This is a genomic window from Vibrio scophthalmi, assembly GCF_040869025.1.
In the GTDB taxonomy this organism is placed as follows: Bacteria; Pseudomonadota; Gammaproteobacteria; order Enterobacterales; family Vibrionaceae; genus Vibrio; species Vibrio scophthalmi.
Genome location: NZ_CP134272.1, coordinates 715,637 through 733,418 on the forward strand (window position 1 = coordinate 715,637; position 17,782 = coordinate 733,418).

A 17,782-nucleotide genomic window follows, 5' to 3' on the forward strand; every position below is an offset into this window, starting at 1 on the left:
TTTCTATATGCGATTAGCATACTCTACTAATACGGGTCGCTTAAGTTATTCGGGTCTCCATGATCATGATGCTCGTCAGGGGCAATCAAGTCGTCATGTTTTTCATCAAGACTATCACTGTCCATGGCGACGTCTGCGTTACCATCAGCATCTGGCTGTAACGGATCAAACGTCGTTGCCTCATCAGATAGAACGATATCAATATCATCCGGTAGTTCGCTATGAGCGAATTGGTCATTGTTTGCTTGAGAGGATTCAAGACCTAGTGCGGATAGGTAAGCTGCCACGCCGTGTTGTGAGTCATCTTGCGTTGCTGGATTATGAGCGGTAGAGAGGTGCTCCGCTGGTAAATGTTGCTCTGGGTTGACGCCATCTGCAAGTAGCGCAATATCATCTTGAATACCATCAGGAGCTTGTATTTCATCAGACTGACTGAATGCTGGTGGCGGCGGAGGAGGCGGTGGCGTTATATGGCTATGTAGCTGACCTTGGAGATCTTCACTGGTTACCGCTGTTACGCCAGTGACTGAATTGTGAGTCGTCACTTCAGTTGCAAAATGTGGATGTGCTCCAGTTAAAGGCTGGTTTGATACCAAAGTAAAGTGTCCATCAGAGGGGACCGTATAGCTGCCATCTGGATTCGCGTGGATTTCTTGTCCGTTGTCGCTTAAGCTCAGTCCGTTTTCTAGATGTGTGAGTCGAATTTCTGCAACGGTCTCGTCTGATGACGAAAGTTGAGAGTGAATGTCGACAGAGTACTCGTAATGATCTTGGTTAGCTACGGGGAAATTGGCAGGTAGATGCCCTTTAAGCACAGTTCCATCACCTAAAATGATGTTTTCGATGCTTTCGAGCTCCATGTTGCCAAGTTTCTCACCATGATCATGCAAACGTGGCGCATTTTGCTTGGTATAGGCGCCTAAAATTAATGTGTCAGAACCATGTCCTCCTTCAATTTCTTCATCTGAAAGTCGACCACCGATGAAGAGAATATCATTACCATCTTTGAGTTCAGCTTCTTCGGTTAACCTACCTTGAACAATAATAATGTCAGCATGATCATGTCCACTAATCTCATGGTTACCCCTCATCGTGTGCGCGGTCTGTCCGATACTTTGGGCAAAATCCCTCACAGTTTGTGCCGTTATGGTTGGCGTAACATGATGGGCATGGTGCGTATCAACAGATACACTGATGGTTGGTGGCGTATAAGGAACAGGATCTGTATGCCCATTTATTGTCATCGTGATTTGTTGGCTTGTTTGTCCGCCATGCCCGTCATCAATGAGCAGCGTAAAGGTATCATGCAGAACATCGCCGTCATTAAGCGCGTCTACCTGAGGATTTGCGTTATCGAGTTGATAAGTCCAAGTGTTGGTGTGGCTATCTAACTGTATCGAGCCAAAACTCGCACCGTGATTGGGGTCGACACTTAAACTGAGCGTGTCACCGTCCGTATCATGGGTGATTAGCTGCCCAGTAGAGACTTGATGACTGTCTTCTGTCATTGTGTGGCTAGCGGGTCTTTTTTCGGCAGCCGTTGGAATGTCATTGGTGCCAGTTACGGTGATGGCAATGTCATGGCTTGTGCCATCTTTTGCCTGCACAGTAATGGTTTCAGTGACAGTTTCTCCTTGCTTGAGTTGTTGGACGATTGGATGGTTGTTGTAAAGGTTATAGATCCAGTGACCAGAACCATCAATATGTGCGTGTCCATAGCCTTTACTACCGACAATGCCTACGCCACCCTGAACGGCGATAAAGCCTTGTGTGCCATCAGGGTCGGCTACGTTTAAAGTGCCAGTGACTTGAGTGTGAAGGTCTTCTTGTGCTTGACCTGTTGAATCACCAGTAAAGGTCGCTGGATCAGGTGCTGCGACAATGTTGATGATATACATTCCTTCTTTAGAGTCCGTGTGTCCATCGTTAGCGGTATATTGAATGCCGCCTAACCCACTGGCCCCGACACTGTGATAGTTGAGTGCCGGGGTATAAACCAAAGAGGAGAGATCGGCAGCGGCGACGTCATCACCAACATTGATTGCTCGTCCATTGAGCGACAATGTGCCATGCGTGATGTTGGTAATGGTGATATGGTGCAGTGAATCGCCATCAACATCTGTGTATTTAAAATCGGCTTGGCTAAAACTATGCTGATTGTCTTCAAGTAAACTGGTAAAGCTAGAGCCAACTGTTGGCGCGTCATTGACGGCGTTAACGTCAATGATCATGGATGCGCTGGCGGAGTCTTGATGCCCGTCATTTGCAGTAAATTCAAAATCGGCATAATGCACGCCATTTTGATTCTGGAGTGGTGTAAAGGTTAAGTGTCCTGCATCTAGGTCAGCTTTGGACACTTGTTGATTGGTCGTGACAGCAGCGCCGTAAAGGGTTAAAACGCCATGTGCTGGCAATTGGGTGATCGTTATATGATCTAGTGCATCATGGTCAGCATCTTGGTAGCCAAACTCAGCAGCGGTAAATGTATGAGTTTGGTCTTCATCGCTACTAATAGTTTGTGGGGTGACGGTTGGCGTATGTTGTGCTGGCGGAGTGATTTCAATCGTTAGCCGATTTTGAGCCGAATCACTCACTGAGTGACCGCCAACATCACCAACACGGTAGATCATACTTGGTACGCTACCCGTAAAGCCAGGATCGGGTGTAAAGGAGTAATGACCATTCGCCTCTATGGCAAGGGTACCAATGCCGTTCATCGTATGTGGGTGACCAGGGGTAACAGTAACATAACCTGAAATAGGATCTTTTATTTGAATGTCTTGTAGTACCAGGTGCGCATTGGAATCTGTGTCTATTGCAGCTCCACTTACTCCTTCGTGCGCGCCTAAACCAGAAATGAGGTTTCCTTCAATTGCTCCACTATGTTGAACGCCAGAATCACTTAGGCTATGCAAGGTAGGGGCATCGGTTGTGCCATTAATCGTAACTGTGATTGAATGTTTGGTACCATCTTTTGAGGTGACTTCGATACTGTCAGTGAGAGTTTGCCCTCGGTCTAAGTCTTGAACGTGACTATTGTTGTTATCAACAGCATAAACCCATGAACCACTCGCCGTGACGATAAAGTGTCCGTAAGTGCCATCTTGGGCTAAGCTGCGCTGCCCATGTAAATCGAGTGACGCTTCACCTTGTCCATCAACATCGGTGATGACTAAATGCCCATTACACATAAGAGCATCTTGTATGATCGGGGAGCCCGTAATATGCAAATTATGGCGAACGTTGCTATCTTCAGTGATGTTACCTGAGTCGCCAGTGAAGGTTGCGGCATCGTTAACTGCGGCGAGCGTTAAGGTTGCTGATGTCGGTACAGATGCACCATGTTCGTCAGTGACCTCATAGTTAAACTGTACCGCACCATTGTAGTTTTTCTCAGGGGTATAGGTGTATGTGCCGTCATGGTTATCGGTAACCTGACCGTGATCGACACTTAAGTGGCTGATGGTCAGTTGAGCATTATCATCAACATCACTAGCATGTGCTAATAGCTCAGATGCATTTAATATCACAGGGGTGTCTTCTCTACCTTGGGTGAGAACGACTGATGAGGTAACTACTGGCGCATCATTGGTGCCATGCACTGTGACGGTTATCGTTTGGTGTGCGCTGCCATCGATGGATTCGACGCTGAAGGTTTTTTGATAACTTTGCCCTGCACCAAGATGTTGGAGTTTGGCATTGTCTATTGTGTATTGCCATCCACCACGAACATTAATAGAGAAATGCCCACCCTCTGGCGTATCAAAGTTTTGAGCGACGAAACCCGCTTGCCCATGGTCTGGATCTACGACATGTAAGTTACCACCACTCCATACTTGGTTCGGAGTGCCTCCTGGTGATAAGTTATCCTCATAGGCATGATTGTCTAAAGTAGAATATTGTCCCACTTCAATTCGAGCTTGGTCGTCTTCGCCAACAACTTTAACGATGATGTTGAGCCTTTGCCCATCACTTGTTCGCACCTGATAGGGAAACTCTAGCGATTCGCCTTTGAGTAAACTGTCAACCAAGTCGGCAGCATGGCGGTTGAAAGCCGATTCTAATCGGAATTGATAGGAGCCATCAGGCCAGATGGTCAAAGATCCCGGGGCGTAGCCTTGCCCCATGTATCGACCACTGAATGCAAATTGCGTGTGATCGCCAGTATCGGGATCGGTCAGTTGTAAGTTGCCATGATAAATGGATGTTTTACTACTTAATGCTTCTGATTCCGACATTTGAATGACGTTGGATGTCAGAACTGCTTTGTCATCAGTGCCTTCAATGGTGAAGGTCGCGGATTGAGGTGTTTGTCCCCCGTGCCCGTCATTAACAAGATAGTTTACTACGACTTGCTGTGTTTGACCGACCGCCAAGTGTTGGAAAGTAGAGTGGGTAGCATCGATGACTAATGAATGTCCATCCGCTCCAAGGGTAAAGCCATGCGGTAAACTTCCTGTTTTTGCTGCACCATCCACGGAGTAACTGATTTGAGCAATCGACAGTGTGTCACCCTCTTTATCGGTAGATCCTGCCAGTAGGTCGATAACATGATGATTGGTTGAATCTTCTTTTAATTGTTGCGTAATTGGCTGCACTATTGGACGATCATTGACGGCTGCAACTAACATCGAGGCTGAGGCAGGTGCAGTTCCACTATGTCCATCATTGACTTGATATTGAAAATGTAGCGGTCCGTTGTAGTCTTTTTCAGGAATTAGAGTGAATGTACCGTCACCGTTATCCAGTATTGAGCCATGATCGACGGCGAGATTGGTCACGGAGAGATGACCGATGTCGTTGTTATCAATATCCGTGGCATTGCTCAGTAGATCCGAAGAGGTGATGATTTGGGTGGTATCTTCTTTTCCTACACTGAGCTGTACGTCAGCGGAAACCACCGGAGCATCATTGGTACCATGGATGGTTAGCGTAATGATGTGTTTATCGCCACCTAAACTTTGCACTTCATATTGAACTTGCTGAGTTTCCCCTTGCCCTAAATGCTGAACGTTTCCATTTGGTACACTGTAAGCCCAATCGCCAGCTTTGCCTATTGTAAGTGTCCCACCGTAAGGATCATGGAGATCATGGGCATTGTGTGTGGCTTTAAAATGGTCTTCTCCTGCATCGGCGTCCACTATATTTAGAACACCTGTGGTAAAAATGGTGTGTTGAGCATCCCCTTGAACATGCCTATCTTCGGTAAGTGTGCCGGTATCGGTTCCACTGATTTGTGCGGCATCCTCGGTGCCAGTTATCTTGATCTCTAGATGTTGTGTTGCGCTAGCGCCGTGTTCATCGGTTACCGTTACAGGGACTGTGATTGTTTGAGTCTGCCCATCTTTAAGTTGCTGGTAGCTAGAATGGCTCGGATCAAATGTGTAACTGCCATCACTATTAAACGTTAGCCCATCGATAGGGTGGTTAATCGTATAGGTAAGAGTGGCATCATGGTCGACATCTTGCCCAATCATCTGCCCCGAAAGTATTGCGCCGTCTTCGGTAACTGATTGGTGCTGTGCGGTTAGAGTGGGGGCGTCGTTCGTGCCGTGTATGTTGACTTTTATGGTGAATAGAGTGCCATCTTCTGATTTAACCACACACTCATCAGTGATGGTTTCACCTTGCTTCAGATTTTGTACTAATGGTTGATGGTCCCGAATTGTGTAGGTGTAACGTCCATCTCGCATAAGTAGGATATGACCACCGAGTTTGGTGTCATAACCAATACCCTGGTAGGTTTGAGAGCCGAGGTTGATATCAAATTTCGCTTCCCCTTGGTCAGGATCAACGATGTTCAATTTACCATCAAAATGTAGGTTATCATGGGTATCTATGTAATTGCGATCTTCAGTCACTCCGAGTTGATGCTGATCGCTGTTGGCGTAGCTAATTTGAGCATTGTCAGGAGTCGCCGCGAGAGCTAAGTTCGCACCGGTGGTTATCGTGCCCCCATGAGCATCTTTGACATCATAAATAAAATGGACCTGACCGTTGTAGTCTTTTTCTGGCGTGAAAGTATAGGTGCCATCTTGGTTATCTCTAATCGAACCGTGGTCAGCATGAAGATTGCCTATGTGTAATTTGCCTGCATCATTACTATCAACATCCATGCTATTCGAAAATAGTTGGGCTTGGGTTAAGATTTGTGTTTGGTCTTCTTTGCCGGGTTGCAGTTGCACTTCACCGGACGCGAAAGGGGCGTCGTTGTCGCCATGGATAGTGATGACGACATCATGGGTTGTACCATCGGCACTGCGGATAGTAATGGTGTCAGTTAGATTTTCTCCATTATTGAGTGCATCTATCTTACGTCCAACTGCGCTATCACCCACCTCTGCGTAATAGCTCCAATTCCCATCTGGCTGAAGGATCAAACGCCCATATTGCCCAAAGTATTGATACGCTGGCGCATTGTTATCGAAGTGCGCTTCTCCAGCATCACTGTCGACAACATCGAGTTTTCCGGACGTATGGATATGGTCATTCCAAAGATGAGAAATGTTACCTCGTTGATAGTCAGGAGAACGATCAGCGTAGGTCGATTCATCGACATCTCCTGTGTCCACACCGGTAATCGTTGCCGCATCATTGGTACCCGTGATCACTATCTCCAAGTTTTGGGTAGTAAAGGCACCATGCTCATCAGTCACAGTGACAGGAACCGAGATCGTCTCAGATTGACCTTGAGCTAAGTGTTGGTAAGCAGAGTGCGAGGGGTCAAAGTTGTAACTGCCGTTAGCGTTAAAAGTTAGCCCATCAATCGAATTAGCAATGGAGTAGGTTAGTCTTGCTCCATGGTCGATATCGCTGCCCTGCATTTTGCCGATCAATAATGAACCATCTTCATTTACCGTTTGTGTTTGGGCTGTAAGTGTTGGTTTATCGTTAGTGCCCACGATATCGATAGTAATGACATGAGTTTCACCTCCAAGTGTCTGTACTTGATATTGAACGTGTTCAGTTTCCCCTTGCGCTAAATGTTGTAAGTTGGCGTTTGGAACGCTGTAAGTCCACCCACCTGCTTTACCGATTGAAAGGCTACCGCCATAAGGATCGTTAATCGCATGAGCATTCAAGGTTTGGTGAAAACCACTTTGACCTGCATCTGGATCCTTTGCATCTAGAACGCCACCGGTAAATACCGTGTGTCTTGCATCACCTTGTACGTGAAGATCTTCGGTTACCGAGCCAGTGCTTTGACCGGTAATCGTTGCCGCATCATTGGTCCCTTTAACAAGCACTTCTACTTTCTGCGTCGCGCGTGAACCATCGCTAGAGATCGCGACAATGTTAAACGCTTCAGCTTTGCCATCTCCACTTCGTAGTGAGTCAACTTTTGCTGCATCCAAGTCATAATGCCAATGTCCGTCGCGATCAACATAGAAGGTGCCGTAGCTACCCGCTTGAGAGGAGCTTGAGCCTGCCAATTCAAAAGTGACATGATCACCTTTATCGAGATCGTGCGCTTGAAGCATGCCAGCAACCGTGGTCTTGATATCCTCGACCACCGTTCCGATTGCTGCTGTTAGGGCATTTGGCGTGTCAATGATGACATGATCATCTTGACCTTGAATGGTGGCTGTTACGGGTATTCGAGTGCCGTCTTTTGTAATAAGCACCATCGAGTCTTGAAGCTGCTGCCCACTCTTAAGCCCCTGAATATCAGGATTGGCATTGTCGGCGGTATAACTCCATTTGTTGTGACCATCGGTACTGTGTGTGGTGGAGAAATAGCCATGATTAGCGGTTAGATTCATCGCAAAATCTGTCGGTACTGCGTGCTTAACACCATTGACTTCAATAAACGTTATGTCTGCTTCGGAAGCGCCGTCTACATCGGTGACATCCAAGTTGCTCCAGCCAGACCAGAGTTGGTCTGTGGTGCCAGCTCGTAAATGGTCCTCTGTCACCGAGCCTGAATCTTGTCCTGCCGCTAGAACACTCGCATCATTTACCGATGCGAGATCGAGTGAGGCACCTGTTGGCGTTGAACCGCCGTGGGCGTCATTGATGTCGTAACTAAAGTGTACTTTGCCGTGATAATTGCTTTCTGGGGTATAGGTGTATGTTCCGTCTTGGTTGTCTCGAATAGAGCCATGATCGGCAATGAGGTTTGCGATGGAAAGTTGACCTTGGTCGTTATGATCGACATCAATCGCATTGGCAAGTAAATCCGCGGCGGTAAGGGTTTGGATGGTGTCTTCTTTGCCAGAATTGAGTTGTACTTCACTTGATACGTAAGGTGCATCATTGTCACCATGAATAGTGACAACGATATCGTGTGTTGTGCCATCTTTGGTTCTAACAGTGATTGTGTCGGTGAGAGTTTCACCAAGCCCGAGCTTGTCGATCGTCGAACCAACAGTGGTTGGCGTACTTCCTTGATGCCAATCATGTGTGCCCGCCGCGACAGTGTAGTTCCACGAGCCATCACGATGAAGTTGCAAATGTCCATATTGACCACTGTAGGAGTATGTTCCTCCATTCGTATCAAACACGGACTCACCGCTATCGGGATCGTTAATGCTCAATTTACCGCTGGTGGTCAGTGTATTTTGTCCCAGTACAGCCATACCCGGTTGAGCATGGTCAGGCGACATGTCTTGCCCCGCCTGATTTTCGTGAACGTCACCGGTGTGCACGCCAGAGACTTTCGCCGCATCATTGGTACCTATGATCACTATCTCTAAGTTTTGGGTAGCACTGGCACCATGCTCATCAGTCACAGTGACAGGAATCATTACTGTCTCAGATTGACCTTGAGCTAAGTGTTGGTAAGCAGAGTGCGAGGGATCAAATGTATAACTGCCATCGGAGTTAAATGTAAGTCCTGCCACCGATTTTGGTATGGAGTATTTGAGAGTGGCGTGGTTGTCAATATCGCTGCCAAGCATCTGTCCGGAAAGCATGGCACCATCTTCACTTAGTGAATGAGATTGGCTGTGTATCGTGGGCGTATCGTTAGTGCCGCTTACTTCGATGTTAATCGAGTGCGTTGTTCCGTCGACGGATTGGATAGTAAACACGTCATGATGGTTTTCCGAACCACCGAGCTGCTGAACCTCTAATTTACTGTTATCGAGAACGTAGTGCCATGTGCCATCTTTATGAAAGTCTAAATGCCCAAATTGCCCTTGATATTGATATGCAATGAAACTGTCTTGACCGGCATCTGGATCATGGATAGAGAGCGTGCCACTGAGCATGGCTTTCTGATCTTCAATGGCTGTCCCTGAACCACCAGAGATAGATGCTTGGTCATCGGAGCCGCCAATCGTCATGTTGAGGACTTGGGCTGTCCCATCTTTGGTGTGGATAGTAAACGATTCATGGAGAGCCTTTTGGCTTGTCAGAGCTTGGATGTTGGTGAGCGAGTTATTAACGCGGTACTGCCAGTGTCCATTTGCATCAATAGTCAAAGAGCCGAATTTGCCGTTGATCGTTTCTGCATGTACTGAGCTTTCATCATGATCGGGGTCGACAACATCGATTTTTCCTCCGGTGGTTATAAATCCTTGTGAGTCGACGTTGTGATCCTCAGTCACACTGCCGGTTAAGTCTCCGGATATTGTTGGATTGTCTTGTGTGCCGTGAACGGGAATTAGTACGACGACTTTTGTTCCATCGGAAAGGTGCAGAGTAAATGTATCCGTTCCCGGCTCTTGTTTTTGCAATAGAATGTAAGCAGGAGACTTGGGATCTAAGGTAAAGGTATATTGACCGTTTGCTCCTACATGCAATGTGCCATATTTGCCTTGTATCGTTTCATCAACAAAGGTGGGAGGCGTTTGTGATGATTGACCTGTTGTTGTGGTAGGTGTGGCATTCGAAACGTTTGGTTGTGCTGACGGCGTCGAAGTGAGCGCAGAGAGTGATGAATGAGTCGAAATAGTGTGAATAACCGGATGCAATTTGTTTGATAGATGATGAGAAGAATGTGTTGAAATACTGACCGATGTTTCGCCTTTGTCGTCTATCTCAGCCTTGTTGCTTTCGGGCTGGGTGTCTTGGCTTTTAATTTGACTGATATCCGAAATACTCTCATGCTCGTCTGGTAACAATTGACTATTTTGCTCGCCGTCTGGTGCACTAGATGTATCACTTTCTTGCTTTAAGAGAGTGGGATCGGATTCGAGTTGTTCTGCGAATGAAGGCAGGATCATCGCGATTTCTCTAGGCAAGGGAACGTTAATATTGACTTGGGAAAACAGTCGAATCTTTGTTCTAGATGCTTTGTTTTTAGTTTGGGCTAAATTGCTTTTAGTCTGCGTAACAGTATGTTTTTCTTTTTTGTCACTCGTAGCCATTGACGTTCCCTATTGCGATCAAATAAACCTACATTTAGTTAAGTATAAAAGTCGCTAACTTGCTAATTAACTGATTAAATTTATTAGCTTTTAACACATTCGATTTTGTTGCAATGAGTGGGAGGCTGACAATAAGGAGAGAGTTAAAGTTAATTGTTTATAACAGGGAGGAGCGCATTGAAATCAATATATAAATTTATCCTTAAAGGGTAGAGATGCCTATATTTGTATTAGAGTCAAAAAATAATAAGGGACTAAAATGCAACTCACGGCTAGGTCATTCCCGATACATATCCATATAACCACGATTATCATTGTTGTGGTTGTGCTAGCTTCTGGTATTCAGATTTGGTTAACCAACAACGCGTTATCGGAAGTCATTACCAAAGCTAACAGCAGGTTGTTTGAACGCATTGCCACGGAGACCAAACATCAGCTAAATAGCCACTACAGTACGGCGTTCACTGCTTTGGGGAGCTTTACGCAAAGTCATAATTTGAATGCCACCGCAGCAAGTGAGCGAATCCGAGTTCTTCCGGAGGTTGTACATCTACTCAGTGAGTTTCCTCATATTCTCGCGTATTCGTTCGTTTTCCCCGACGGTGATGCCATTATTGTCAAGCGTATGGATGACGAGTTATCAAGCAATGTGGCGATCAAAGATCCTCGAGCTCAGTTTTTGGTAACGCATCATCACAACGGTTTAAATCGTGTCTTTACTCTAAGTGAGAAGTTAGAGTTGATAGAGGACAATCTAGAAAATCAAAGTGCGTTGTCGTTTGAAGCGTATCAGAAGTTTGCTGGGGGAGAAAAAGGTCAAAATATTATCTCCAAACCGACGACCTTGCCTAATTCAAATGCGTTGGGAATCCATATTTATCGTGAAAGTGAACAAGGTTTACTGGTATTTGCTGACGTGCGTTTAGATGACCTAAGGCTATCTTTGAATGAGACACTAGAAAATACGTCATCAATTCGGGTTCTGTACAATGATGATGGTTCAATATTTGCGTTTAGCGACGGTACAACTAACCAAGCAATAGATAGCCAAGGAATAGATCCCAAAGCTTCTAGCCAATCAGCAGTGTATCGCTTAGAAGAATTAAATCAGGCGGTAGTGTCTCATGCTATCGAACATCATGACCAGCAAGGGAAACTGGGTCTTTTTGAATTTGGCAGTGAACAATGGTTTGGTCATATTGTGACGCTGAAACCTCTAAACAGCGAACATATTCATCTGCTCATTGCGACTAGAGCAAATGACCTATTTGATGATGGGTTACTCATCAAGAAGCAAACAATTTATGCCTCTTTGTTGTTTCTGATTACTCTACTTCCTTGTATCTATCTCGTTTCAAATTTGATCTCGAAGCCGATTATCCGAGCCACCAACAAAGCAAAAGAGATAGAGAACTTTCGTTTTGATGATACTTCTCTACCTCATAGTTACATTAAAGAAATCCAAGAGCTCAACCATGCGCAAATGTCGATACAGGCAACAATTAGCCGGTTCATTTCCCTGACCGATAGTATCGCCAGAAAGCAAGATTTAGATAAAATGCTTGAATTGGTGTGTCGAAATACGGGTGAGTCAGTGAGTGCAGATGGCGTATTTCTTTACTTATTGGACGCTGAGGAGAAAGCGCTCGTCCCGCGCTTTGTGTGGCAGCGTTCAGGCAGTGAAATAAACGCGAGTTCAATCTTAGTGAATAAAGCGACCCATTTCATTCAACAGGTTTTTATCAATAAACAGGCACAAATATTCAAGTTAGCCGATATGCCAAAGTTAATTGTGCCAGAGTCGCTTAACCTTGATAGTGAAGTCATATGTATCCCATTGAAAAACCGGGCGGGTCAAGTTATCGGGTCATTCTCCTTGTTATATGAAGATGCTGTTGGCGAAGAGATACATGCAGAGCATAAAGATTACCTTGAAATCCTACTTGGTTATGTGTCTGTCGCCATAGAGACCCATGAAATGATGGAAGCGCAAAGAGCATTACTTGATTCGTTTATTCAAGTGTTTGCGGGCTCTTTGGACAAAAAGTCGCCGTATACAGGGAATCATTGTCAGCGAGTTCCGATATTAACGCAATGGCTGACACAAGCTGCACAGGACTCAACAAACGCGCCTTTCGATAACTTCAGTCTAACAGAGCAACAGTGGCAAGAGTTAAAAATGGCGAGTTGGTTACATGATTGCGGAAAAATCACGACACCAGAGCATGTCGTCGATAAGTCGACCAAGTTAGAGGCGATTTACGACCGCATACACGAAGTACGTATGCGCTTTGAAGTGCTCAAAAGGGATCGAGAAATCGCGCTATTTAAGCAGCTCTACGGTGAATTGCCCGAGACATCACAAGTTTCTTTACGACAACAACAAGAGACTTTGGACAATGACTTTGCTTTTGTTGCCAAACTTAATATTGGTGGCGAGTTTGTGAGTGATTCTGATCTTGAACGCTTAAAACAAATTGGTGATACACCTTGGACTCGCACGCTTAGTAAGCGGATAGGTATTTCGTGGGTCGAGCAGCAGCGTTTTACTGGTGCTGAGCAATTACCGCAACAAGAGACGTTACTGAGTGATTTGCCCGAACATATCGTTGAATGGGATTTCCCTCCCACTAACGAAGCGCGCTTTTCACTCAAACCAACTCAACATAAAGCCAATATGGGTGAGTACTATAATCTGTCCATTCGTCGAGGAACTCTAACAGACGAAGAACGTTTTATTATTAATGACCACATCATACAAACTATCATTATTTTAGAGTCTTTGCCGTTTCCCAAACATATGCAGAATGTAGCGAAAATAGCTGGAGGACATCATGAAAAAATTGATGGAACAGGTTATCCGATGGGATTGAAAGGGAATGAGATGCCTCCAACTGCAAGGGTAATGGCGATAGCTGATGTGTTTGAAGCTCTGACAAGTGCAGATCGTCCTTATAAAAAAGCCAAGTCGTTATCTGAATCGCTCAAAATCATGCACTTCATGGTAAAAGATCAGCATCTAGACAAAGAGTTGTTTGAACTCTTCCTTACTTCTGGAATTTATAAGCGTTTTGCCCATCAATACATGAAGGAAGAGCAGATTGATAAAGTTGATATTGAGGACTACATCGACCGAACACCTGACCGATTAGATATGATCAAATGATGGCTGTTGGTTTGTTGGTTTGTTGGTTTTGTGGGGCTAACTAATTTGATTGAAGCCAGTTTGTTTTTTGTAGTTGATTGCTGAAAGTAACTTTCTTACTGATGAAGTGTAGTTGAAATGGATGATTCACCAAAATATCAACTTATGGTTATTTCAGCAGATTATAGATTGATTAAGAGCCGCTTTTAGCGGCTCTTTTTTTGCCTGAATTTTGAGAAGTAGCGGCAGAATAAACAATCTATATCAGTGTAATACAAAATTCAGCTACAACGATAACCCTTTAAACTCCGATGAGATCTTGGCCATTCTCTCACTATTCGTCACGCAACAAGCGAGCTTGTTGTTTAAATGTTACATTTATCAACGAGCGGTATTGATGACAAGGAGAGTGATAGTGAAATGGAGCAAGCTAAGTATAAGAAAGCGCCTTTTACTTGTTATGGTGCTGTCTGGTTTTGTTGAACTGCTTATTCTTTCTGTTGCTGGCTTTTATTATATCAAAAACACTCAAGAGCAAGAGATGGGTGAAAAGGCTTTAGGCCTTGCTCGATTTTTAGGTAATAGCCCATCGATTGTCAAAATGCTCGAAAGCGGTCAGGTTGGCGAGTTGAATACAAAGTTAGAATCGCTTACCCAAGCTGTGGGTGCCACTTTCATCGTGATTGGCGATGCCAATGGTATTCGCTTGGTTCATCCTTCAAAGGATCGTTTGGGCCTGCCAATGAAAGGGGGCGATAACGTTAGAGCGCTAAAATTAGGCGAAGCCTACATCTCTTTTGCTGAAGGATCTCTTGGTCATTCTGTTCGTGGGAAGACAGCAATATTTGACTCACAAGGCAATATTATCGGTGTGGTATCGGTTGGGTATTTATTAGATAGTCTAAAAGACCGAGTTGAGCCTTATCTTGTCTTTTTGCTGTGTATCGCAGTCATTGTTGTGCTGCTCAATGGGCTGTTGTCCAATTATGCGTACAAACGTTTCCGGAAAACATTGCTAGGGTTTGAGCCCGAAGAGATCTCTCGTTTGTATAGCGAATTGGATACAACGCTGAGTACGATTAAAGAAGGGGTGATCAGTGTGGATCATCAATGCAATGTGCGAATTTTCAATGCTAGAGCGGCGCAAATTCTCGGTGTCGACGCTAATCAAGCCATAAATCGACCTTTGGCTGCTGTGTTACCGGAGAGTGAATTGACGAAGCTATTGAAAACACACACGGCGGAAAGCGATATTGATTTATTGTTAAACAATGTTCACGTTGTTGCGAATCGACAGCCTATTTCGGTGAATGGTCAAGTGATTGGAGCCGTATCGAGTTTTAGGCCGAAAACTGAAATTACTGAGTTGACTCGCCAGCTTTCTCAAACCAAACAATATGCCGAGTTACTGCGTTCGCAAACTCATGAGTATCGCAATAAACTCAATACGATTAGTGGCCTGCTACACCTTGAAAGAATAGATAAAGTACAGGAACTGATAGGCCAAGAGTCACAACATTACCAACGACTCATCTCGCAGTTACATCAAGATTTTCAAGAGCCGCTTATTGCGGGATTAATTCTTGGCAAAATTGAGCGAGGCCGTGAGTTGGGACTCTTTTTGCAGATTGAAGAGGGGAGCCATCTCTCTATTTTACCCGCCCATATTCAAGCTGAAGATATCGTAACGATATTAGGCAACTTAATTGATAATGCTTTTGATGCCAGCCAGATGCTAACGGCGACAGAAAAAACACAACCTATCGAACTCTCAGTGTCAGATTATGGTGACGAGATCATCATCGAGGTGCGAGATTTTGCAGCCGGATTACCTGCTGATGTCAGCATAGAGAAGCTGTTTAATTTAGGTGTGACATCCAAGACAGTAAAGGGCCATGGGATAGGATTACATTTGGTTAAAGAGGTCGTGAATCGATATCACGGGACGATTGAAGCTGACAACGCTGCCGATAAAGGCGCTGTATTCGCAGTATTTATTCCAAAGAGTGGGGGATGCGCATGACAAATAAAGTACGTACGCTGATCATTGAAGATGATGAAGCGATTGCTCAGCTGCACTATCAATATTTACAAGCAAACCCAAGCCTAGATATACAAGGCATTGCGCTAAATAAGCAGCAAGCGGAAATGCAGCTTGAGATACTTGACCCTGACTTATTAATTTTGGATGTTTATCTACCGGATGGTACAGGGTTAGAGATTATCCAAGCACTAAGGCAGCAAGGCAAACAGACCGATATTATCTTGATTACGGCAGCGCGTGAGGCGGAAACGCTACAACAGGCAATGCGTTTGGGCGTGGTTGAGTATCTTCTCAAACCTGTGTTATTGCCCCGTCTTGATACGGCCATTGCTCACTACCTCAAGACTCGTAATAAGATAGAGTCCACAGAGCACTTTGATCAAAGCTTTGTTGATTCTGTTCTTAATGGTGATCAGGTTAATGCGCCATCTAACCATGAACACAATCGCTTACCGAAAGGAATTGATGCGGTAACGTTAGATAAAATCCGTGCTTTATTCAAACAAAAACACGCTTGGAAGGCAGAAGAGGCGGGAGCTCAAATTGGAGCCAGTCGCAGCACAGCTCGTCGTTACCTAGAATTCTTAGTGAGTACTACTGAAGTGAAAACGGACGTTGTTTATGGGACGGTCGGTCGTCCGGAAAGGAGCTATGTGTGGCAAAATTTGGGGTAACAAAATTGTAGAAGAGCCAAATAAAAAAGCGCAGGCCTTGGGATGCCTGCGCATTGGGGGATAGACGTTTTCTGTTTAGTTTAGCGCTTTTTGTTTGGGGTTAATCTTACGTAAAAGCGTTCGCAAAATAGGTGCAGATAACACAAGTATCGATAAGATGGTAAAGCACATCGTAATCGGGCGCTCCCAAAGGAAAGACAACTCACCATCGCTAATCATTAATGCCCGTCTAAGGTTCTCTTCCATCATCCCTCCAAGAATAAAACCGAGCAGTAGTGGTGCTAAAGGAAAGTTTGCTAGGCGAAGGGCAATGGCGACCATAGCAATCAGTAGCATTACAAACACATCCATGGTGTTAAACGAAACCAAGTACACACCAGTAATTGAGAAAAACAGAATCATTGGCAATAATACTGTTCTCGGCACAGCGAGTAGTTTGGAAATGTATGGAATTAAAGGTAAGTTCAAAATAACGAGAACAATATTACCAAAGTACATTGAAATAATGACTGACCAAAATACATCGGGGTGATCGACAAACAAACGAGGTCCTGGTTGAATACCATAGGCGATGAGCGCTCCAAGCATGATCGCGGTTGTGCCCGAACCAGGAATACCTAACGTCAGCAACGGAACAAATGACCCGCTCGATGCCGCATTGTTGGCTGATTCAGGTGCCACAAGTCCACGTAAACTGCCTTTACCGAACTCTTTTTGCCTCTCTTTTGGTGCAAGGCTGCGCTCCATACCATAGCTGAGAAAAGCTGCAATCGTCGCGCCTGCACCAGGTAAAACACCGGTGAAAAAGCCAACGATGGATGAACGGATTGAGGTTGGAGCGACATCCTTTAGCTCCTCTTTAGTGACCTTCATGCTGCCTATATTTTGCATTCGCTGATTTTCTTCAGCGCTGGTATCTTTTGCCGGCTTCATAATGCCCATTAAGGTTTCACCTAACGCGAAGGTTGCCATTGCTAAGAGCAAGAAACTAAAACCATCCATTAAATCCGTTAGGCCAAAAGTAAATCTTTCGACTCCTACGCCCTTATCAATACCAACGGTCGATAGCATCAAGCCTAAAACTGTCATCATCCATGCTTTAATGACTTGCCCGGGGCCTGCAAAAGCGGCGACGGCAGATAGGCCAAGTAGCATCAAGGCAAAATAATCTGAAGATTGAAAACTCAGTGACACCGTTGCAAGAGCAGGGGCGGCGATCAGTAACATGAGCGCAGATAGTGTCCCACCGGTAAACGATGAATATGCCGCCAGTGCTAACGCTTTCCCTGCTTGGCCTTTTTGCGCCATAGGGTAACCATCGAAAGCTGTGACGACCGTTGAAGAACAGCCCGGCGCGTTAATTAAAATAGACGAGGTCGATCCGCCAAACACGGCACCATAATAGACGCCAGCCATCAGGATCAAACCGGAAGAAGGTTCTAAGCCGTAGGTAATAGGGATCATGAGCGCGATTGCCGAAATAGGGCCAAGGCCTGGCAACATGCCAATAAAAGTGCCCACAAAGCAGCCCACGACAACCATGAGAATATTCCATGGCATCACCGCCGTTGATAGTCCTTGAAAAATACCATCTAACATTCTCAAT

5 protein-coding genes are annotated in these 17,782 nt (G+C 45.2%); 3 read left to right on the forward strand and 2 right to left on the reverse strand.

What is annotated here, in order from left to right; genetic code table 11:
- Nucleotides 1-26: 26 nt before the first annotated feature.
- Nucleotides 27-10,169 carry a VCBS domain-containing protein gene (locus RJD38_RS18215; protein WP_197497802.1) on the reverse strand — a complete coding sequence of 3,381 codons (10,143 nt, stop codon included), beginning with the start codon at nt 10,167-10,169 and terminating at the stop codon, nt 27-29.
- 403 nt (nt 10,170-10,572) lie between these two features.
- Between RJD38_RS18215 and RJD38_RS18220 the strand changes: the two genes are divergently transcribed.
- The 3 genes from RJD38_RS18220 to RJD38_RS18230 all read left to right on the forward strand — a co-directional run bounded on the left by RJD38_RS18220 (nt 10,573) and on the right by RJD38_RS18230 (nt 16,176).
- Nucleotides 10,573-13,479, forward strand: a complete 2,907-nt coding sequence (locus RJD38_RS18220; RefSeq protein ID WP_065546018.1) for an HD domain-containing phosphohydrolase — start codon at nt 10,573-10,575, stop codon at nt 13,477-13,479.
- A gap of 394 nt (nt 13,480-13,873) precedes the next feature.
- Complete coding sequence (locus RJD38_RS18225) at nt 13,874-15,481, forward strand: ATP-binding protein (protein WP_065546019.1); 1,608 nt, start codon at nt 13,874-13,876, stop codon at nt 15,479-15,481.
- Nucleotides 15,478-16,176, forward strand: a complete 699-nt coding sequence (locus RJD38_RS18230; RefSeq protein ID WP_065546797.1) for a response regulator — start codon at nt 15,478-15,480, stop codon at nt 16,174-16,176. Before RJD38_RS18225 ends, RJD38_RS18230 begins: the two co-directional genes overlap by 4 nt.
- Before the next feature lie 75 nt (nt 16,177-16,251).
- Here RJD38_RS18230 and RJD38_RS18235 read toward each other — a convergent pair whose 3' ends face one another.
- Nucleotides 16,252-17,775, reverse strand: a complete 1,524-nt coding sequence (locus tag RJD38_RS18235; RefSeq protein ID WP_065546020.1) for a tripartite tricarboxylate transporter permease — start codon at nt 17,773-17,775, stop codon at nt 16,252-16,254.
- Nucleotides 17,776-17,782 lie beyond the last annotated feature (7 nt).

Coding starts and splice junctions, on each gene's coding strand:
- RJD38_RS18215 (WP_197497802.1), bottom strand. CDS start 10,169: ATGATCCTGCCTTCATTCGCAGAACAACTCGAATCCGATCCCACTCTC.
- RJD38_RS18220 (WP_065546018.1), top strand. CDS start 10,573: ATGCAACTCACGGCTAGGTCATTCCCGATACATATCCATATAACCACG.
- RJD38_RS18230 (WP_065546797.1), top strand. CDS start 15,478: ATGACAAATAAAGTACGTACGCTGATCATTGAAGATGATGAAGCGATT.
- RJD38_RS18235 (WP_065546020.1), bottom strand. CDS start 17,775: ATGTTAGATGGTATTTTTCAAGGACTATCAACGGCGGTGATGCCATGG.